At 68.4% G+C, this 18,264-nt stretch carries 19 protein-coding genes; 8 read left to right on the top strand and 11 right to left on the bottom strand.

The annotated features are described in order from the left end of the window. Positions 1-60 precede the first annotated feature (60 nt). Complete coding sequence (locus tag NV2_RS05730; protein WP_067870218.1) at positions 61-828, top strand: ABC transporter ATP-binding protein; 768 nt, start codon at positions 61-63, stop codon at positions 826-828. Next, a complete protein-coding gene (locus NV2_RS05725) occupies positions 813-2,399 on the top strand; it encodes a hypothetical protein (RefSeq protein WP_067870216.1) in 1,587 nt (528 codons plus the stop codon). The genes NV2_RS05730 and NV2_RS05725 overlap by 16 nt, the downstream gene beginning before the upstream one ends. Positions 2,400-2,401: 2 nt before the next feature. Here the strand turns inward: NV2_RS05725 and NV2_RS05720 are convergent, their stop codons facing one another. Next, positions 2,402-3,517 carry a GDSL-type esterase/lipase family protein gene (locus tag NV2_RS05720; protein ID WP_067870214.1) on the bottom strand — a complete coding sequence of 372 codons (1,116 nt, stop codon included), beginning with the start codon at positions 3,515-3,517 and terminating at the stop codon, positions 2,402-2,404. A 108-nt stretch (positions 3,518-3,625) separates the two neighbouring features. Between NV2_RS05720 and NV2_RS05715 the strand changes: the two genes are divergently transcribed. Together NV2_RS05715 and NV2_RS05710 are read left to right on the top strand one after the other, a co-directional pair. Next, positions 3,626-4,102 (top strand): MarR family winged helix-turn-helix transcriptional regulator, encoded by a 477-nt coding sequence (locus tag NV2_RS05715; RefSeq protein ID WP_245662456.1) that lies wholly within the window; start codon positions 3,626-3,628, stop codon positions 4,100-4,102. A gap of 157 nt (positions 4,103-4,259) precedes the next feature. Then, positions 4,260-6,092, top strand: coding sequence for an MFS transporter (locus NV2_RS05710; protein ID WP_084473922.1), 1,833 nt, complete (start codon positions 4,260-4,262; stop codon positions 6,090-6,092). A 22-nt stretch (positions 6,093-6,114) separates the two neighbouring features. Here the strand turns inward: NV2_RS05710 and NV2_RS05705 are convergent, their stop codons facing one another. The 7 genes from NV2_RS05705 to NV2_RS05675 all read right to left on the bottom strand — a co-directional run bounded on the left by NV2_RS05705 (position 6,115) and on the right by NV2_RS05675 (position 10,991). Next, positions 6,115-6,513 carry an NUDIX hydrolase gene (locus NV2_RS05705; RefSeq protein ID WP_067870208.1) on the bottom strand — a complete coding sequence of 133 codons (399 nt, stop codon included), beginning with the start codon at positions 6,511-6,513 and terminating at the stop codon, positions 6,115-6,117. Between the two features lie 22 nt (positions 6,514-6,535). After that, positions 6,536-7,129: a hypothetical protein gene (locus NV2_RS05700; protein WP_245662455.1), complete on the bottom strand. Its 594-nt coding sequence runs from the start codon at positions 7,127-7,129 to the stop codon at positions 6,536-6,538. A 174-nt stretch (positions 7,130-7,303) separates the two neighbouring features. Further along, a complete protein-coding gene (locus NV2_RS05695) occupies positions 7,304-8,104 on the bottom strand; it encodes a family 1 encapsulin nanocompartment shell protein (RefSeq protein ID WP_067870206.1) in 801 nt (266 codons plus the stop codon). Next, positions 8,101-9,135 (bottom strand): Dyp-type peroxidase, encoded by a 1,035-nt coding sequence (locus tag NV2_RS05690; RefSeq protein ID WP_067870204.1) that lies wholly within the window; start codon positions 9,133-9,135, stop codon positions 8,101-8,103. The genes NV2_RS05695 and NV2_RS05690 overlap by 4 nt, the downstream gene beginning before the upstream one ends. 78 nt (positions 9,136-9,213) lie before the next feature. Then, on the bottom strand, positions 9,214-9,540 hold the full coding sequence (locus NV2_RS05685; RefSeq protein ID WP_067870410.1) for a cupin domain-containing protein: 327 nt from the start codon (positions 9,538-9,540) through the stop codon (positions 9,214-9,216). A 153-nt stretch (positions 9,541-9,693) separates the two neighbouring features. Continuing rightward, positions 9,694-10,200: a dihydrofolate reductase gene (locus NV2_RS05680; protein ID WP_067870202.1), complete on the bottom strand. Its 507-nt coding sequence runs from the start codon at positions 10,198-10,200 to the stop codon at positions 9,694-9,696. Beyond that, positions 10,197-10,991 carry a thymidylate synthase gene (locus NV2_RS05675; protein WP_067870408.1) on the bottom strand — a complete coding sequence of 265 codons (795 nt, stop codon included), beginning with the start codon at positions 10,989-10,991 and terminating at the stop codon, positions 10,197-10,199. Before NV2_RS05675 ends, NV2_RS05680 begins: the two co-directional genes overlap by 4 nt. A gap of 219 nt (positions 10,992-11,210) precedes the next feature. Here NV2_RS05675 and cobF point away from each other — a divergent pair, with 219 nt between their 5' ends. The 3 genes from cobF (at position 11,211) to NV2_RS05660 (ending at position 14,140) form a co-directional block, all read left to right on the top strand. After that, on the top strand, positions 11,211-11,960 hold the full coding sequence (cobF, locus tag NV2_RS05670) for a precorrin-6A synthase (deacetylating) (RefSeq protein ID WP_067870406.1): 750 nt from the start codon (positions 11,211-11,213) through the stop codon (positions 11,958-11,960). 167 nt (positions 11,961-12,127) lie between these two features. Further along, the gene (locus NV2_RS31320; protein WP_067870200.1) at positions 12,128-13,201 is read left to right on the top strand and encodes a hypothetical protein; all 1,074 of its coding nucleotides are present in this window, start codon (positions 12,128-12,130) and stop codon (positions 13,199-13,201) included. A 72-nt stretch (positions 13,202-13,273) separates the two neighbouring features. After that, a complete protein-coding gene (locus NV2_RS05660) occupies positions 13,274-14,140 on the top strand; it encodes an Fpg/Nei family DNA glycosylase (RefSeq protein WP_067870198.1) in 867 nt (288 codons plus the stop codon). 12 nt (positions 14,141-14,152) lie between these two features. On the opposite strand, the gene NV2_RS05655 is transcribed toward NV2_RS05660, so the two are convergent. The 3 genes from NV2_RS05655 to pdxR form a co-directional block, all read right to left on the bottom strand. Further along, positions 14,153-15,658, bottom strand: coding sequence for a carboxylesterase/lipase family protein (locus NV2_RS05655; RefSeq protein ID WP_067870196.1), 1,506 nt, complete (start codon positions 15,656-15,658; stop codon positions 14,153-14,155). Between the two features lie 16 nt (positions 15,659-15,674). Next, a complete protein-coding gene (locus tag NV2_RS05650) occupies positions 15,675-15,920 on the bottom strand; it encodes a DUF2630 family protein (RefSeq protein ID WP_067870404.1) in 246 nt (81 codons plus the stop codon). A gap of 113 nt (positions 15,921-16,033) precedes the next feature. After that, positions 16,034-17,401 (bottom strand): MocR-like pyridoxine biosynthesis transcription factor PdxR, encoded by a 1,368-nt coding sequence (gene pdxR / locus NV2_RS05645; protein WP_067870194.1) that lies wholly within the window; start codon positions 17,399-17,401, stop codon positions 16,034-16,036. A gap of 94 nt (positions 17,402-17,495) precedes the next feature. Between pdxR and NV2_RS05640 the strand changes: the two genes are divergently transcribed. Beyond that, positions 17,496-18,206 (top strand): pyridoxamine 5'-phosphate oxidase family protein, encoded by a 711-nt coding sequence (locus NV2_RS05640; RefSeq protein WP_067870192.1) that lies wholly within the window; start codon positions 17,496-17,498, stop codon positions 18,204-18,206. Positions 18,207-18,264: the final 58 nt, after the last annotated feature.

Raw genomic sequence — 18,264 nt, 5'->3', positions numbered from 1 at the left:
CACCCGGGCCGCCGGCCGTGGGTACCGTGCGAAGACGATTCCCGGCACAGGAGGGGAAAAATGCACGCAGACGACACACCCGCTCTGCAGCTGAGCGGGTTGTACAAGCGGTTCGGCGGGCCCTGGGTGGTCGACGGTGTGAGCCTGTCGGTCCCGCCCGGATCGTTCTTCGGGCTGGTCGGCCCCAACGGTGCCGGTAAGACCACCACATTGTCGATGGCCGTGGGTCTGCTGCGGCCCGATGCCGGACAGGCGCACATCTTCGGTGCGGACGTGTGGGCGGACCCGGTGCGCGCCAAAACGATCGTCGGGGTGCTGCCGGACGGGTTGGCGTTGCCCGAACGCCTCACCGGCCGTGAACTACTCACCTACACCGGGCTGCTGCGTGGGATGGCGCCCGGCACGGTCGCCGAGCGAGCGCAGGAACTGCTGGCGGTCCTGGAGTTGCTCGATGCCGAGCACACCCTGGTGGTCGACTATTCGGCCGGCATGCGTAAGAAGATCGGTCTCGCCACGGCGCTGTTGCACGGTCCGAAGCTGCTGGTACTGGACGAGCCGTTCGAAGCGGTGGATCCGGTGTCGGCCAGCACGATTCGCACCATTCTGCAGCGGTTCGTCGACGGTGGCGGATCGGTGGTGCTGTCCAGTCATGTGATGGCACTGGTGGAGAACCTCTGCGATCACCTCGCGGTGATCGCCAAGGGCACGGTGGTGGCCGCGGGATCGGTCGCCGAGGTGCGCGGCGAGGGGAGCCTGGAGCAGGCGTTCGTCCGGCTGGTGGGCGGACGGATCGGGGGAGACGAGGGCCTGTCGTGGTTGGCGTCCTGATCCGGATGCGCTGGCGGCTCACCGCCCGCGCGATGAGCAGTGGCAGAGCCGCGGCCGGATTCTGGATCGCACTGATCGTCGGTGTCCTCGCGGCACTGGCCACGGCCGCGTTGACGGCGGTGGCCGCGCACGGCTGGGACACCCGGGCGGCCGTCAATGTGGCCGCCACGCTGTATGCGGTGTGGACCCTGGGGTGGTTGTGTGGCCCGATCCTCACCGGCAGCAGTGACGAAACCCTGCAGCCGGAACACTTCCGGCTGTTGCCGATGAGCTATCGGCAGTTGTCGATCGGCCTGCTCGCGGTGGCGTTCACCGGACCCGCGGGGGCGGTGAACCTGCTCGCGTTCGCCGGGCTGGTGGCCGCCGGGGTGCAGTGGGGAGTGCTGCCGGCGCTGTTCGCGGTCGCCGGTATGTGCCTGCAGCTCGTTTTCGTGGTGTTGCTGTCGCGGGTGGTACTGGCCTGGATCGGTGCGGCGATGCGTTCTCGGCGTGGCCGCGATCTGGGTGTGGTGCTGGCGGGGCTCACCGGTCTGGCCTATTACCCCTTGCAACTACTGCTCACCTATCTCGGTCCGCGCCTGGAACATGCCTCTCCCGGTGTGGAACTCACGCTGCGGGTGCTGCCCTCGGGCTGGGCTCCGTACGCGGTGCAGGCAGCAGCCGAAGGGCGCTGGTGGTATGGCCTGGCGGCACTGATCGGACTCGCGGTACTGGCCGCGGCGCTGTGGCAGGCGTGGGCCGTACTGCTGCGGCGGCGCCTCACCACCACGGCGGCGGCCGCGGGACCGGCACGAGCGGCCGGCTCGCGGTCCGGTTCGGGCCGGCTCGAGCGCATGATTCCCCCGACTCCGGTGGGTGCGGTGATATTGAAGGAACTACGCACCTGGTGGCGCGACGGCCGCCGGCGCGCGGCACTGCTGCCGCTGATGCTGATCGGTGTAGTGCTACCCCTGTTTCTCGGCCTGCAGAACGGTGGCGCGAGTGTGCCGTTCGCGGGCGTGTTCGTGGTGTGGATGGCAGCGATGGCCAGTGCCAACATGTACGCCTTCGACGGCACTGCACTGTGGCACACGCTGGTGATTCCGGGTGCTGTGCCCGCCGATGTCCGCGGCCGGATGATCGCCTGGCTACTGGTTGTCGGTCCACTGCCGGTGGTGCTGACCCTGCTGCTGCCCGGTGTCGCCGGACAGCAGCAGATGTATCCGTGGGCGGTGTCGCTGCTGCCGGTACTGCTGGGCGTCGGGGTAGCGACCGCGATGTTCCTGTCGGTCCATGCGGCATACCCGCTGCCGCAGCAGCGCGGTAACCCCTTCGCGGGCAATTCCGGAAATCCCGGGTGCGCCCGGGCGCTGGTGCAGCTGGTGATCGGATTCGGCCAGCTGGTGGTCGGGCTCCCGGTGCTGGCCGTCCTGGTGCTGGGGGCGGTGACGCACCACGCCCTCATCCAGTGGGCCGCCCTGCCGCTGGGCATCGCGCTGGGCATCGGTGCCGCCCTGCTCGGCGCCCACCTCGTCACTCGGCGCGTGGAGTCACACGGTCCGGAGCTGCTGGCCGCGGTGAAACCGCGCTGACGTCACCGGAGTCCGGGGATGCGCATCGCCTCCGCCATGATGCGGGCGCCCGCGTCGTTGAGGTGGAGCCCGTCGCCGCTGTCGAGATCCGGGCGGATGTAATCGGGCCGGGCCGGGTCCGCCACGGCGGTGGCGATATCGAATACGCCGTCGAAAACGGTGGTGGTGCGCAACCATTCGTTCACCCGGGCGCGGACCGGCCTGGCGGCGTCGGTGTTCACCTCCGGATAGATCGCGCCCGCGAAAGGTCCGATCGTGTCGGCGTAGATCCGAAGCCCCGCGGCATGTGCCCGGCGGGCGAGTTCGATATGCCCGGCGATCAGGTCCTCGGCCCGTGCCGTCGCACCGAGTCCCAGGTCGTTGATTCCCAGGTTGATCACCACATGGGAGACGCCGGGAACCTCCAGGACATCGCGGTCGAAGCGTGCCAGGGCGTGTTCACCGATCTCGTCGGTGAGCAGTTGATTGCCGCCGATGCCCTGATTGACCGCCCACCCGCGCGTCAGTAGCGAGTTCAGCGCGTCCACCGAGCGGTGATTGGTGCTCATGGTGGTGCCCGCACCCTCGAACCAGGAATCGCCGAATGCCACCACCACCGGGGATTCGGACTCGGCCAGCACATCGACACCGGTGACGTAGAAGCGCGAGGGCACCTCTGCCGCGGCGCGGAGTTCCGGGTCGGCGGTACGGTCGCCCGCCGTCACGTAGCTGATCTCCATGGGCTGGTGGGAGAAGGTGGCCGGGCCGGTAGTCCCGGGCAGATAGAGGCTCAGCAGCAGATCGTCGCCCGCCTGCACCGCGAGATCCACCGGGTCGCTGATCAATTCGGCGCCGGCGTCGATATGTGCGCGCTGTGCTCCGTCGAAACGCAGCACGGTGTCGGTCTCGGTGATCACGGCGGACCCGGTCTTACGCGCGGCGATGCGCGCCGCGCCGATCGTCACGGTGTCGCGACCGAATCTGTTGCTCAGGCGCACTCGCACGCGGCGGCCGCCGCCGGCCATGTGCAGGATCTGCCGCACGGTCTGGTCGGCGAAGCCGCGTGGTTCGGTCAGCTGGAACTGCTCGTAGGGGCTGATGATCGCGGAGCGGAATCCGGCGAGCCAGGTGCTGGTCATAATCTACTCCAAATAGTTGTTGTGGGGAATATCCACGACGCAATAATACGAAAAGTATTCCTCATGTCAACTATCCCTGTAGCAATGGTGCGAGTAGGGTCGGTAACCGTGGAGCACACGCACGACACCTTCGAAGACCCACGTCTGGGTGACGTGGGTCTGCTGTTCGAGGCGACCAGCGGGATCCAGCGCAAACTGGAACCGACCTGGGCGGCACACGGTCTGTCCGCGCTGGACGCCGCCGCTCTGATGCGATTGAGCAGATCGCCGGCGCGGCGGCTGCGGATGACCGATCTGGCCGATCAGACTCAGCTGTCGACCAGCGGGGTCACGCGCCTGGTGGATCGGCTCGAACGAAATGGACTGGCGCGCCGCGAACCGGACGAGAAAGACCGCCGCACGTCCTACGCCGCACTGACCGACGCCGGGGCCGACCGCTTGGCAAAGGTGCTGCCCGAGTATCTGGAGATGCTCGACACCTGGTTCTACGGTCGTCTCACCGCACAGCAACGCGACCGCCTGCTCGAGGGGCTGCGGATCATCCGCGACGCCACCTTTCCGGAAGCGAGCCGCGTGTCGGAATGATTCCGAGGCGGGCGGAGGGCCGGTTGCCGAACGCTCGCGATCGTTGCACGGTCCGGTATCACCGGGACTCGAACGCCCGGATTCGCCCGTTTCGACCCGTAGACTCGTCCGATACCAGTTACTTCCCAGCGACACCGGTCGACGACGGGAGCGGCGGATGGCTGACCAAGGTCGAACAGGCGCGGAACTCGACGAGTCGCCGGTCGGTAACAGACGCTGGTACATGCTTGCGGCCCTGACTGCCACGGTCGCGATGGTCATGCTGGACGGCACCCTGGTAGCCGTCTCGATTCCGGCGATCGTCGGCGACCTGCATCTGGACTTCACCCAGGCCCAGTGGATCTTCTGCGTGTATTCGGTGGTGCTCGTCGTGGCCCTGATCGCCGCCGGCCGGATCGGCGATCGCATCGGCCGCCGCACCATCCTCACCCTCGGGGCGGTCGTCTTCATCGCCGGTGCCCTGCTCGCCGCCTCCGCCGACACCGCCGGGCCGCTGATCTGGGGACGGATCGTGCAGGGGATCGGTGCGGCGGCCGCGCTCGCCGGGGCGCTCGCCACCGTCACGGCGATCTTTCGCGGACAGGATCGACGCTTCGTCTATGTATTCGGGATTCCGGCGATCGCCGCGGCCGGAGTCCTGGGCGCACTGCTCGCCGGCTGGTTCACCTCATCGTTCACCTGGCCGTGGATCTTCCTGCTCGAGGCGCTGATCGGCCTGGTGGTAGTGATCGGGATCGTGCTCGCGGTTCCCGAAACGCGGATACGTGGCGCCCGGGCGCACCTCGCGCTCGATGTGGACGGCTGGCTGCTCGGCACCGCCGGTTTCGCGCTGGTGATCTTCGCGCTGGTGGAGGGGCAGCGGTACGGCTGGGGGCGGCCGCGGCGGGAATTCACGTTGCTGGGCCTGACCTGGTCGCCGCAGTCGGCGAGTTCGGTGATTCCCCTGGTGTTGATCGTGGGCCTGCTGCTGTTGCTGCTGTTCGTGCTCTGGGAGAGACATCGCGCCAAGGTGGAGCATCCGGCTCTGCTGGACTTCTCGCAGCTGCGTGATCCCCGGCGCTGGGGCGACCTCACGGCCTTCTTCGTGGTGACCGCGCTGTTCGGGATCCTGTTCGCGCTGCCGCTGTATCTGGTGAACTGCCTCGGCCTGTCCACGCTGCGCAGCGGTCTCGTGCTGGTGGCACTGGCCGGCGGGGCGCTGCTGGCGAGTATCGCGACCAGCTGGCCGGCCCGGACCCGGGCACTGCCGTCGATATGGCTGGTGCGAGCCGGCCTGGTGATCGAGCTGGTCGCGGCGGCGGTCGCGGCCCTGGTGCTCGGATCGACCGTCTCGGCCTGGGTGCCGACGGTGCTCCTCGCCTGCTACGGCGTCGGCCTCGGGCTGGCTGCGGCGCCGCTGACCGGCCGAACCATCCACCGCAGCGCCGCGATGGCATCGGAACCGGGATCGCTGACCGCCGCGACGGCCCGGCATGCGGGCGCGGTGCTCGGCGTGGCGGTGCTGGGCGGTGTCTTGTCGATCGGTCTCGGGCATTTCCTGCATTCCCGGCTCGATTCGGTAGCGGGCCTGGAATCCTCGACCGCAGCCGCGGTGGCCGCCGCGACCCGGGACTCGGCCGGCGATGCGATCAGCGGCCTGCGCGTCCATCAGGCACCGGGCGCGGTCACCGACGCGCTGGCCGCCGGCCTGGCCGATGCCACCAGGATCACCCTGCTCGGTACGGCCGTCGTCCTGCTGCTGGCCTTGCTGGCCGCATCCCGATTGCCGCTACCCGTCGAACAGATTCCGGGCCCGGGCGCCGGAGCCGACACCGGTGCGGAGGGTTCGGACGCGGCGGATGCTGCGACCGGAAAGGCCGGAGATGCCGGGGATTCCGCGGCGGACGCAGACGCTGAGAAGGTCGCGGATACCGGTAAGCCTGCGGATACCGGTAAGCCCACGAGTACCGATAAGTCTGCGCGTACCGAGGAGACCCCGGACGCCGGCTGATCCGCACGACCGGATCCCGCCCTCACCAGTCGATCAGGTCCAGCTCGTGCAGTCGGCGGAATACCAGCATCGAGCCGGGTGCCACCTGTGGCATCGCCGCGTACTCGCCGACCGTGAAATAGCGCAGTTCGGCGATTTCGCTGGTCGGAGTGGGGTCGCCGGTGAGATCGGCGGTGTAGCACGTCATGTGCAGGGCGGTGCCCGGGGCATGCCCGTAGGCCTCGCATTCGAAGACACCGAGCTCGTCGTGGGTGCGCACGCCGACCCCGAGTTCCTCGCGCACCTCGCGGTACAGCGCCTGGACCGCTGATTCCCCGGGGTCGATCTTGCCGCCCGCCATGTAGAACACATCCTTACCGGTCGAACGCGCCTGCAGCAGACGGCGGTCGCGGATATGGGCGAGTGCGGCGGTGCGGATCATGACAGGAAAGCCTTTGCTGTGATCACCTGGCGGCGGGGGCCAGTTTCCAATGCTCGTGCAGGGCCGACGCTATCTCCGGCAGCAGGGTGACCGGTACTCGCTTGTCCCGCAGTAGCCGGCGCACCTGTGCGACCTGCTCGCGTTTGCGATGTTCGTAGGCATTGGACACCGGGTGCTCCACCGGCGGAATGCTCAGCAGCACCAGCTCGTCATGTGGTTCGTCACCGCTCAGGTCCAGTGCCAGTGACCAGCGGGACCGTTCGTCGAGCGCGAAGCGGCCCGCGACCACCCGGCTCCAGTCCAGCCGGGACTCGGCCCACGGGGTGCGCCGGTAGATGGCGCGGTCGGTGAGGACGACGGTATCCCGGCCGAACAATGTCACCAGCACGGCAACGGCCACGATCGCACCCAGCAACAATCCGGTGAAGATCCGGTTCAGCCCGAAGCACGCGACCACCACAGCCGTCACGACCAGAACCGACAGGGCGGCACCGGCGGAATAGGCCGCGATGCGCCGCATGGTGACGACACCGGCCCGGACTGCTTTCGGTGGATCACCGAGGCGGGGCGCGGTGTCGGGCCGTTCGCCGGGAACGGGAGGCAGCTCGTCGCTCATTCCGGCACCGATCCGATCGGGTCGGTCCGACCGGTCACGGTGGACCACATGTGCGCGTCCACGCCGCCTCCCAGGTTCCGCGGTGCGTGAGCACCCGCCGATATCTCGCGTACACGGTACCGATCGGCGTGCTGTTGTCCACCCCACCGGCGGCCCGCCCCGACCCGCTGTCGGTCAGCTGTGCAGCGCCACCGCGGCCTCGGCGGTGTACACCAGGAAGGTCAGGCTCTCCTGGAAGTACAGCTGCACGGTATCCGCGTCGTGTGACAGGTAGCCGATCGAAAGATCCTGGCCCAGCTGCAGATCGAAGTCGCCACCGCGGGTGGTCAGGACGAAGGCACCGTCGATGGCGGGTGCCCAGATGATCTCGCCGCCGGGGATCAGGCGTTCGATATGGGTGCGAATCGGATGACCGTGATCGGAGGTCTCGCTGACCCCGGTGTAGAGATCGGCACTCAGCAGCACCGAATAGGGGCCGTCCACACCGGCCAGCCGCAGCTCGCTGAGGGACTGGGCGATGGCCTCCGGGATCAACGTCGGATCGCTCGGTGCCGTGACCGGCGCATTGGACGCCGAGGCACGGATACCGCTGATACCGGCCGCGGGATACCCCTCGAATACGGCGCGATCCTCGGCGAAGGCGATCTTCTTGGCGGCGTCCTTGACAGGGTCCAGATCGGCATCCTGTGCGCCGCGCTCGACATTGTCGAGCTCGTCACGGGACAGGGTGAACGGAACCCGCAGCTCCACCAGCGGCGCGACCTGGCGCTGCCGTGCCTGCACGCCCTGATCGGGAGAGTCGATGCTGGTAGTACGTCCCAATCCGACCGCGGAGTAGTCGGTTCCGTGTGGACCCGATAGATCGACCACCCGGCGTCCGGCGATATGGCGCCGGAAGGTGCGGGTCGCCTCTTCCTCGATAGCCGACCACGCTTCGGAGGTGATCGGCGCGAGCTCACGATGCAGATTGTTCATGAAGGAATCCTTTTCAACGTGCCGATACCGAGAGAGCCGTCGCCGGAAGACGCGGCCGCGGGCAGCTCGGTGATACCGGCTGCCGAGAGTTCCTCCTCCTGCACGGGAGCATCCGGCAGGTCGTCGAAGAACTCGTTGGACGGGGTGAAGAACTGGGTGCCGGTGACGGCGGTGGAGAAATCGAGGATGCGGTCGTAGGCGGCCTCGTCGCTGCCGAGGAACATGCGCACCAGCATCCGGTCGGTGACTTCCGGGGTGGCGGCGTACGCGACGTAGTAGGTGCCGAACTCGCCTTTGCGCACACTGCCGAACGGCATGTTGGCGCGCAGGATCTTGCGCTCGGTGCCGTCCGGATCGATGAGAGTGTTCACCGCCACATGGGAATCCGCGGGTTTCTGCTCGTCGGACAGTTCCCGGTCCTCGAGTTTGGTGCGGCCGATGACGAGCTGCTGCTCCTCCACCGTGAGCGCATTCCACGCGTCCAGGTCGTGCAGGTACTTCTGCACGACCACATAACTGCCACCGGCGAATTCGGGGTCGTCGGCGCCGATCAGCGCGGCGGCCACGGCGTCGGTGCCTTCGGGATTCTCGGTGCCGTCGACGAATCCGAGCAGGTCTCGCTGCTCGAAATAGCGGAAGCCGACGGTCTCGTCCACGATGGTCGCCGCGCCGCGCAGCGTGGAATCGATCAGCATGGCCAGTTCGAAGCAGGCGTCGGGCGTATCGGACTTGAGGTGGAACAGCAGATCACCGGCCGTGGCCGGGGCCTGATGGACCGCTCCGGTGTAGCCCGGGAATTCGTGCAGCTGCGCGGGTTTCGGGCCGGCGAACAGTCGATCCCAGGCTGCCGAGCCGATACTCGTGACACACGACAGATGCGAATCCGGCACCCGGAAACCGACGGAACGCCGCAACCCGGCCAGATCCGCCAGGAAGTCGCGCACGGCAGGCTCACCTCCCTCGTCGATGGTGGCGACGAGGAAGATCGCGGCCCGCGAGAGCGGATCGAGAATCGGCTGCGGCTCACCCATGATCAACAGCCTACGGCGCGCAACCGGAGCGAGGCATGTATGCCGACTCACATGTCCGGTCGTCCTCGGATGAGCCGGTCACTTCGCGACGGTCAGCAGGAACGCCGCATCGTCGATGGCCTTCACACTGTGGCGCGCCGCCGGAATCACCAGCAGATCGCCCGGCGACCCCTTCCATTCCTTGGTTCCGCTGATCAGTGTGAGGACGCCGGTGAGCACCTGCAGCGTGGCCTCGCTCTGGGTTTCGTGCTCGGCCAGGCTCTGGCCCGCGGTGAGGGCGATGACGGTCTGGCGCAGGCTGTGGGTGTGGCCGCCGTAGATGGTCTGCGAGCTGCGTCCGCTGCTGGCGGACGCAGCCAGTTTCAACTGTTGGCGAGCTACGGCTGTCAGCGATTTCTTGTCCATCATCTGCCTCTCGCGCGGTTCAGCCGGGATCGGGCTGTGGTCACAGGCTGGATATCGGTGAGTATGCCGGACCGGCCGCGGGCGCTCGGGCGTTTCGCGGATGCGATTCGGGTTCGATACCGATGTGTACGCGGCCGGAGCAGAGCTCGGCCGTCAGCGGGCGGCAGCCGGTGCGCTTGCGCGGGTGAAGTGCCGGATCCGGTAGCGCAGACCCGAGCGCGACTGCGACCACGGGGTGTCCTCGGCCTGCCAGTCGGCCGCGATCTCGGGGGCGTAGGCATCACCGGGAATATCGGCGTCGACCTCGGTGACCATCAGCTCGGTTGCGTAATCCATTGCGGCGCGATAAATCTCACCACCGCCCATAATCCACACGGGGTCGGTGCCGGTCAGTTCGAGGGCCTGGCGAATCGAGCCGGCGCGCTCGGCTCCCGGTGCCGCCCAGTCCGGCTGCCGGGTGATGACGATATTGCGGCGCCCCGGCAGCGGCCGGAACCGCGGTGACAGTGAATCCCAGGTGCGCCGGCCCATCAGTACCGGATGGCCCGCGGTGACCGCCTTGAAATGTGCCATGTCCTCCGGCACCCGCCACGGAATGGCATTGTCGGCGCCGATCACACCGGCGGGTGTCTGTGCCCAGATCATCCCGACCCGGGTCATACCGCCACCGGAGCCTTGATCGCCGGATGGTGCCGGTAATCGTGCAGCTCCACATGTTCGAACTCGTAATCGAACAGGGTCGGCGCGGGGCGCAGGTGGAGGCGGGGGAACGGGTACGGCGCCCGGGTCAGCTGCTCTCTCACCTGCTCGACGTGGTTGTCGTAGATGTGGCAGTCGCCGCCGGTCCAGATGAAGTCACCCGGTTCGAGTTCGCACTGCTGGGCCACCATCAAAGTCAGCAGGGCATAGCTGGCGATATTGAAGGGCACCCCGAGGAACAGATCGGCACTGCGCTGATACAGCTGGCAGGACAGTTTGCCGTCGGCGACGTGGAACTGGAACAGCGCATGACAGGGCGCCAGCGCCATCTCGTCGAGCTGCGCCACATTCCAGGCGGACACGATGATGCGGCGCGAGTCCGGATTGGTGCGCAGGGTGTGCAGCACCTGGGCGATCTGATCGATCTGCTCGCCGTCCGGGGTCGGCCAGCTCCGCCACTGCACGCCGTAGACCGGGCCGAGTTCGCCGTGTTCGTCGGCCCATTCGTCCCAGATCGTGACGCCGTGCTCGTGCAGCCAGCCGACATTGGAATCGCCGCGCAGGAACCACAGCAATTCGTAGACGATGGATTTCAGATGCACCTTTTTGGTGGTGATCAGCGGGAAACCCGCCGACAGGTCGTAACGGAGCTGATGGCCGAAGACCGAGCGCGTTCCGGTACCGGTCCGGTCGGCTTTCGGTGTGCCGTGTTCGAGTACGAGACGCAACAGGTCCTCGTACTGGGTATCGATCGCCCCGGAGCTGCCACCGGCGGTATGCGCACCGGGAGCAGTGGGTGAGGTGGGTGCGCTGTCCATGCAGGCCAGCCTAGCGAGGGCTACCCCGCCGGTAACGTGCAGCCACCGTGCACCCCGTTTCACCCGGCCGCCGGTGCCGCGGGCGACCCGGCCGGTGCTGTTCCCGGGGCCGCACCCGGCCCGGCACCGGGGGTGCTGGAAAGCTGGGTGATCGTGCGAAGGCTCTATGTGATCGGGATCGGTGCCGGTGATCCCCGCCAGGTGACGGTGCAGGCGATCGAGGCGATCGGTCGGGTCGATACCTTCTTCGTGATCGGGAAGGGGGAAGTCAAGCGCGAACTGACCGAGGTGCGGGCGGCGCTGCTCGCCGAGTACGCCGATCCGGGTCACCGCGTGGTCGAGATCGCCGACCCGCCGCGCGAACGCACCGTCGACTCCGCCGGTGGTTATCGCGATGTGGTCGCCGACTGGCATCGGCGCCGTGCCGAGCTGCTCGGCCGGGCCTTCGACGACACCGACGGTGTCGGCGCGATCCTGGTCTGGGGTGACCCGTCGCTCTACGACAGCACCCTGCGCATGGTCGAGCGGGTGCTCGAGGCCGGCACTCGATTCGACTACACGGTGATTCCGGGTGTGACCAGTGCCCAGTCGCTGGCTGCCGCGCATCGCATCGTGTTGCACGAGATCGGCGAGCCGGTACACATCACCACTGGTCGACGCCTCCGCGAGGAGGGGGTCGCCGCCGGTGAGTCGACGCTGGTGATGCTCGACGGGGAATGTTCGTTCACCCAGCTGACCGGTGCCGATCTGCATATCTGGTGGGGCGCCTATCTGGGCATGCCGGACGAAACGCTGATCGAGGGTCCGCTGCTGGCGGTGCGTGATTCGATCGTTCGGCGCCGCGACGAGCTTCGCGCAGCGAAGGGATGGATCATGGATATCTATCTGCTGCGGCGGAGCTGAGGGCCCCAGGCCGTGCGCGGCCACGATGCCACGGTCGCGTGCCGCCACGATGCCACCGGAGTCCGGACAATAACGATGTTCCGGGAAATATCGCTGCCGATGTGATCCGTACCACCACCAGGCTCGAATCACTGTCATCGAATTGGTATCCGACTGGGAGGTTGTTCATGGCAGCGCGGCATTCGGCGGCATCGAAACAGCGGGCCAAGCGTGGTGGATCCCTACTGCTGGTGGGGGCGCTACCACTGAGCGTCGCGCTGTGGCAGATGGCTCCGGCCGGTGCGGCGCCCACCGAAGCGGCGGCCCCGGCCACCGATTCCGGTGCGACACCGCTCGCGGGCCCGGTCACCGATATCGCCGGCCGGGTGCTGCCGACCGCGGTGACCTCCGACCCCGGATTCGCCGGTGCCGCCGGCGCCGTGGACCACGCGCTGACGCAGGCGGCCCCCGGCCCCTGGCAGTTCGTGCCGTCGGCGGCGACCGATGCGGCGGTCGCGCCGATCATGGACACCGCGACCGCCCCGGACAACACCCCTGCGGTGCCCGGCCCCACCGAGGTGGCTCGCACCGTGGTCGACGGTGCTCGCGCCATCGCAGACCCGGCCCCGGCCGCCGGCCCCGAGGTGAGTGCGCCCGCCGCGGTGGCCCGTAATGCGGCCGAAGGTATGCGCGCCGTACCGGATCTGGCCGCTCCCGCACTGGTCGATCCGGGTGCGCTGCACCTGCCCGATCCAGCACATCTCGCGCCCGAGGTGGCCCCGATCCAGGCGCCGGAAGGCATGATCCGGATCGGTTCGGTGCAGACGCAGGCGCCCGGGTTCATCGATCCGCAGACGACCGCGCAGATCAACGATTCGGCCGCGCAGGCCGAGGCGGATCTGGCGCGCGGGCTGGATTCCGCCGGCTTCGAGCCGTCGCGCTCGGACCGGATCGCCGCGGACACCCTCGGCGGCGCCGTCGTCGGGGCCAGCGTCGGCAATATCGTGAGCAGCCCGATCGCGAGCACCAGTGCGCTGGTCGGCGGGGTCGCCGGCCTGGTCGCCGGTATTCCGTTCCTGCCGGCGGGCCTGGTGGTGATGCCGGTCGTCGGCGCCGCCATCGGTTATGCGGTGATCGCGGCTCCGGCGGCGGCTGCGGGGGCCGCGGTGGGCGCCGGAGTCGGTGCGATCGAGGGTGCGGTGGCGCCCGGTGTACCCGCGCCTGCCGCACCGGCTGCTCCCGATGCTCCTGCCCAGATGTAGTAGCGGCGCGCCTGCCGAGACGGTCGGGGGCGAAACCCGCAGGTTGTCGGTGTCTGCCGGTAGTCTGCTGGGGTGCCCGAGTTGCCGGAGATCGTGGCCCTCGAACAGTTTCTGATCGAGCATGCCGTCGGCGCGGTCGTCGGACGTGTGGATGTCGCGGCATTGAGTGTGCTGAAGACATTCGACCCGCCGGTGACCGCGCTGTCCGGCCGCGATGTGACCGGCGCCGGTCACTGGGGCAAACACCTCGGACTGAACTGTGCCGGCTTGTGGTTGATCACGCATCTGTCGCGCGGCGGCTGGTTGCGCTGGATCGATGAGCCGAGCGTGGCGCCACCGAAGCCCGGCAAGGGTCCGCTCGCGCTGCGGGTCCATTTCTTCACTCCCGAGGGGGCCACACCCGCCTTCGACCTCACCGAGGCCGGCACCAAGAAGCGGCTCGCGGTATGGGTCACCGCGGATCCGCAGTCGATTCCCGGTATTGCTCGCTTGGGCCCCGATGCCCTCGAGATCTCCGAGGACCGGTTCGCCGAACTGCTGGCGGGATCCTCGAAACGATTGAAGACCGCGCTGGCCGATCAAACCGTGCTCGCCGGCATCGGCAACGCCTACTCCGACGAGATTCTGCATGCGGCGCGGCTGTCGCCGTTCGCCACCGCCTCGACACTGAGCCCGGACAAGGCCGGCGAGCTGTACCGCGCCATGCGGGAGATACTCACCGACGCCATCACCCGTTCCACCGGGCAGGACGCGGCGCGGCTCAAGGGGGAGAAGCGGGCCGGGCTGCGGGTGCACGCGCGGACCGGGCTGCCGTGCCCGGTCTGTGGGGACACCGTGCGCGAGGTCGCTTACGTGGACAAGTCCTTCCAGTACTGCCCGACCTGCCAGACCGGTGGCAAGATCCTCGCCGACCGCCGCATGTCCCGGCTGCTGAAATAGCCGGCGGTCCGATCACACCAGGTCGGGGACTCGGACTCCCTGCCAGGCAAGACGTTTCGCGCGATCCGGATCAACCTCCACCCGCGCGGGACTGTCGATGATCCGGGTGCTGCGGCGCTGCTCGGTGTATTGCGGCCAGGACGCCAGTGGTTGCCCCTTCCAGGCGAACGACAACCAGTTGTCCTGGAATTCCCGCTGCACCGCCAGGAAGTCGCGATAGCCGCCCGCGGCGGTCATGCCGCGCCCGATCGCGCTGTCCACCCCACCGAACACCGGAACCAGATCCAGGGCGTGTGTGGCCCCGAAGCCCGCGAGCCGCAGGGCGCGTGGGGCATAGTCGAGCCGGTAGGCATAGGTGGGGGCATGGCGGCTGTGTCCTTCCAGGACCTCGATGGTGGGTCGCCAGAAGACGAAGTCCCCACCCATCCGCACCGCGGCCGCGCGCGCCGGGTAACCGGGATACGCTGCCACGACCCGCTTTTCGAGCTCCGGGTCACCACATCGCGACAGGGCGACATGGAGCTGTCCCGGAGTGGTCGGCAGGCTGCGATCGAAGCGTTTGAACAGGGTCGCCTCGTTGCGGTTGGTGCCGATGATCAGTGGCACCGCATGCGCGTTTCCGGTGGCGATCGCCTCGATCGGATTCATCGGCAGGAAGTCACCGTCCACGACGGGCGCCGCCGGGAAGCTCCCGGGCTGCTGCCACAGCACCGCACCGATCGCGCGGTCGACCGCCTTACGAATCTCGTTGGCAGGAGCAGTATTCAGCGCCTCGGCCGCATCGGCCGGTGCTGCCCCGAGCTTCTCCAGGCAGCGACGGGCGAACACCCGTCCGGCCGTCGCGCTCATCGCCCAGTCCGCCGGTGCGCTTTGGGCGATGGCGCGGTGGAACAGTCCAGCTGCGGCCGGCGTGGCGAGCAGGCTCACCACCGCATTGGCACCCGCCGATTCGCCGAAGACCGTCACATTGTTCGGGTCGCCGCCGAACGCCGCGATATTGCGTTGTACCCACTGCAGAGCCGCCACCTGGTCGCGCAAGCCCAGATTCGAGTCGAAAGGGCGTGCCGAGGTGGAGAATTCACTGAAATCGACATAGCCGAAGGCGCCGAGGCGGTAATTCAGCGATACGACGACCACGTCGCCGCGCAGGGCCAGCCGGCCGCCGGAGTACAACCGCAAGGCCGAGGTGCCCAGGACATACCCGCCGCCGTGGACGAACACCATGACCGGCCGTGGCACGGTTGCGGGTTCGGCCGGTGCGGTGACATTCAGGGTCAGGCAGTCCTCGCTGGTGGGTTGGGGTTTACCCGGGCCGATGCGGGCGCCGTCGCGGGACTGCATCGCGGCGAAACCGTATTCGGTGGCCGCACGCACGCCGGACCAGGGGGCGACCGGTTGTGGAGCGCGGAACCGCAGCTCACCGACCGGTGGGGCGGCATACGGAATGGAGCGCCACTGCAGAATGCGCCGCCGTCCGATACCGCGGACCACGCCGTCAGCGGTCGTGATGTCAAGCATGACCCGATGGTATCTGTTACTGCAGGTACCCCTCGACCTGCTTCGTGGGGTTCGCCTGCGCCTCGTCCGGGTCGGCGCCCTGGTCGATGCGGGCCCGCCGCTGTCGCAGCAGGTCCCAGCACTGGTCGAGCATCACCTCGAGATCGGCCAGTTTCGCTCGCTCGGTTTCGGGATCGAGGTCGCCGCTGGTGGCCTTGGACCGCAGCTGGTGCTCCTGCTGAACCAGGCCCTGGATACGCGCGAGGATGTCCTGTTCGGTCATGCTGCCCATCGTACGACCGCGCTGCCGGCGCGTTCGGTTGTTGCCGGTCGTGATCGTGGGCGGAACCCGACGTCGCCGGTGCGCGAGCCCGGCAGTCCGGCGAAGCTGTCTGTTCACCGGGCGGCGGCGAGGCACTCGGCGGCGATGGTGACCGCCGCCCGGAGCTCGGTGCGTGGCAATGCGGCATAGCCGAGGACGACACCGAATGTCGATCGGCGGCCCAGGTGGTGGCGTCGCAGTCCGTCGAGCAGGACGCCGCGCTGCCGGGCCGCGGTGACCGCGGCCTGCTCGGCGGCGGCCGAACCCAGCGGAACCAGTACGTGTGAGCCGGCGTGATCACCGGTGACGTCGAGCCCGTGTGCGCGCAACTCCTCGACCACCAGGGCCCGGCGCGGTGGCATCTCCCGGCGCAGCCGGCGCAGATGGCGGGCCAGGTCGCCGTGCCGGGCGAGCTCGGCGACGACCAGCTGGCCCGCCGGAGCGGGGGAGGTGCCGACCATTTCCCGGTGGGCCAGCAGTGCTGTCGTCACCTCCTGCCCGGCGACCAGCCATCCGGCGCCCAGCGTGGTGGACAGAATCTTCGATGTGGTGCCGAGATGGATCACCCGATCCGGCGCCAGCGTGGCGAGCAACGGCAACGGCGCGCTGTCGTACCGTAATTCGCCGTCGTAGTCGTCCTCGATGATCCAGGCACCCGTACGCCGGGCAAATGCGACGAGCTCGATCCGGCGGCCGGCAGGCATCCGCGCGCCGAGTGGAAACTGGTGTGCCGGAGTGCAATACACCGCCCGTACGTCGGTGGGGATGCGGTCGATACGGATGCCGCCGGCATCCACCGGGACGGGGACTACTCGGATGTCCGCGTCGCGCAGGGCCCCGGCCGCCCGGAGATATCCCGGATCCTCGATGGCCACCGCGTCACCGCGGCGTAGCACGGAGCGCGCCAGTTCGCCGACCGCCGAACCGGTTCCGGCGGTGGCCAGTACCGTCGAATCGGCGCCGGGGCCGAGTCCGCGATGCCGCAGCAGATGTTCGGTGACGGCGGCGAGGTAATCCGGCTCCCCGGCCCGGTGTTTGTGTTCGGACGGCATCCGGTCGCCCGCCCCGCGCCAGGCCCTGCGCCACGCCGCCCGGTCCAGCGCCGCCACGCACGGATAGCCGGAGAACAGGTCCGACAACTGCGGTTCGTCGCGGGCCACCGCAGCGCGGCCGACATTGTCCGGTATCGCCGTCGGGGCGGCCGTGAGGTAGGTGCCGGATCCGTGCCGGCCGGAGATCCAGCCTTCCGCATGCAGTTGGTCGTAGGCGGAGGTGACGACGGTGCGGCTCGTCCGCAGTTGTCCGGCCAGCGCGCGGGTGGAGGGTAACCGGTCGCCGGCGCGCAACCGCCCGTCCAGGGCTGCGGCGCGCAGCGCATCGGCGAGTTGCACCGACAGGGGTCGCTGTGCGGTGCGGTCGATCGTCAACGGCAGTTCCTGCACCGGGCCTCCCGCAGCATCTACTTCGAAAGTGGACTCTGGAAAGTGAGCAGTATTGGATATTCGAGAATGCCACTTCAGGATAGATGCTGGCAGAATGACCGATACGACGTCCACCCGAACGCCGCTGTCCTCGACAGCGCGGAGTACGCCGACGCGCTATCGCGAGCGGTTCGCGACCGATCGCGCGGCCCTGTACGAGGTCCTCGACGAGGGGTTGATCTGTCACCTCGGTGTACTGCTGCACGGCTCCCCGGTGGTGCTACCGACTGCCTACGGCCGCATCGGCGACACCTTGTACCTGCATGGCTCCACCGGTGCCGGCAATCTGCGCGCGGCCTGCACCGGGGATGTCTCGGTCACTGTGACACTGGTCGACCACATCGTCTACGCGCGGGCGGCGATGCACTTCTCGATGAACTACCGGTCCGCGGTGATTCACGGTCGCCCGGTCGAGATCACCGATCACGAGCAGCGTCTCGCGGCCCTGCGTGCCGTCGTCGAACATTCCGCGCCCGGAGCATGGGACACCGTCCGCCCGCCGGACAAGAAGGAACTGGCGGCGACCGCGGTGCTGGCGCTCGATCTCATCGAGGCGTCGGTGAAAACCCGCCGCGGCGACCCCGCCGACGACCCTGCCGACCTCGGCAGTGACTCGTGGGCCGGCCTGCTGCCGGTCCGCCGGGGATTCGACAGCGCTGTTCCGTCGGCCGATCTCGCACCCGCTCGTGAGGTGCCGGGACATATCCGTGCGCGTGCCACGGACGTCACTTCGCCGTCGGACTCGGAACGCGCCGTCGAGCCGTGACCGGTCGAGGTCCGGGTGACCTGTAGCTCGAACAGCGACCGCTGCGGCAGTGCGGCGG

Source organism: Nocardia vermiculata NBRC 100427, from assembly GCF_001613265.1.
In the GTDB taxonomy this organism is placed as follows: domain Bacteria; phylum Actinomycetota; class Actinomycetes; order Mycobacteriales; family Mycobacteriaceae; genus Nocardia; species Nocardia vermiculata.
Note: the sequence above shows the minus strand (reverse complement) of the source record. Positions and strands in the feature narration are given on the sequence as shown.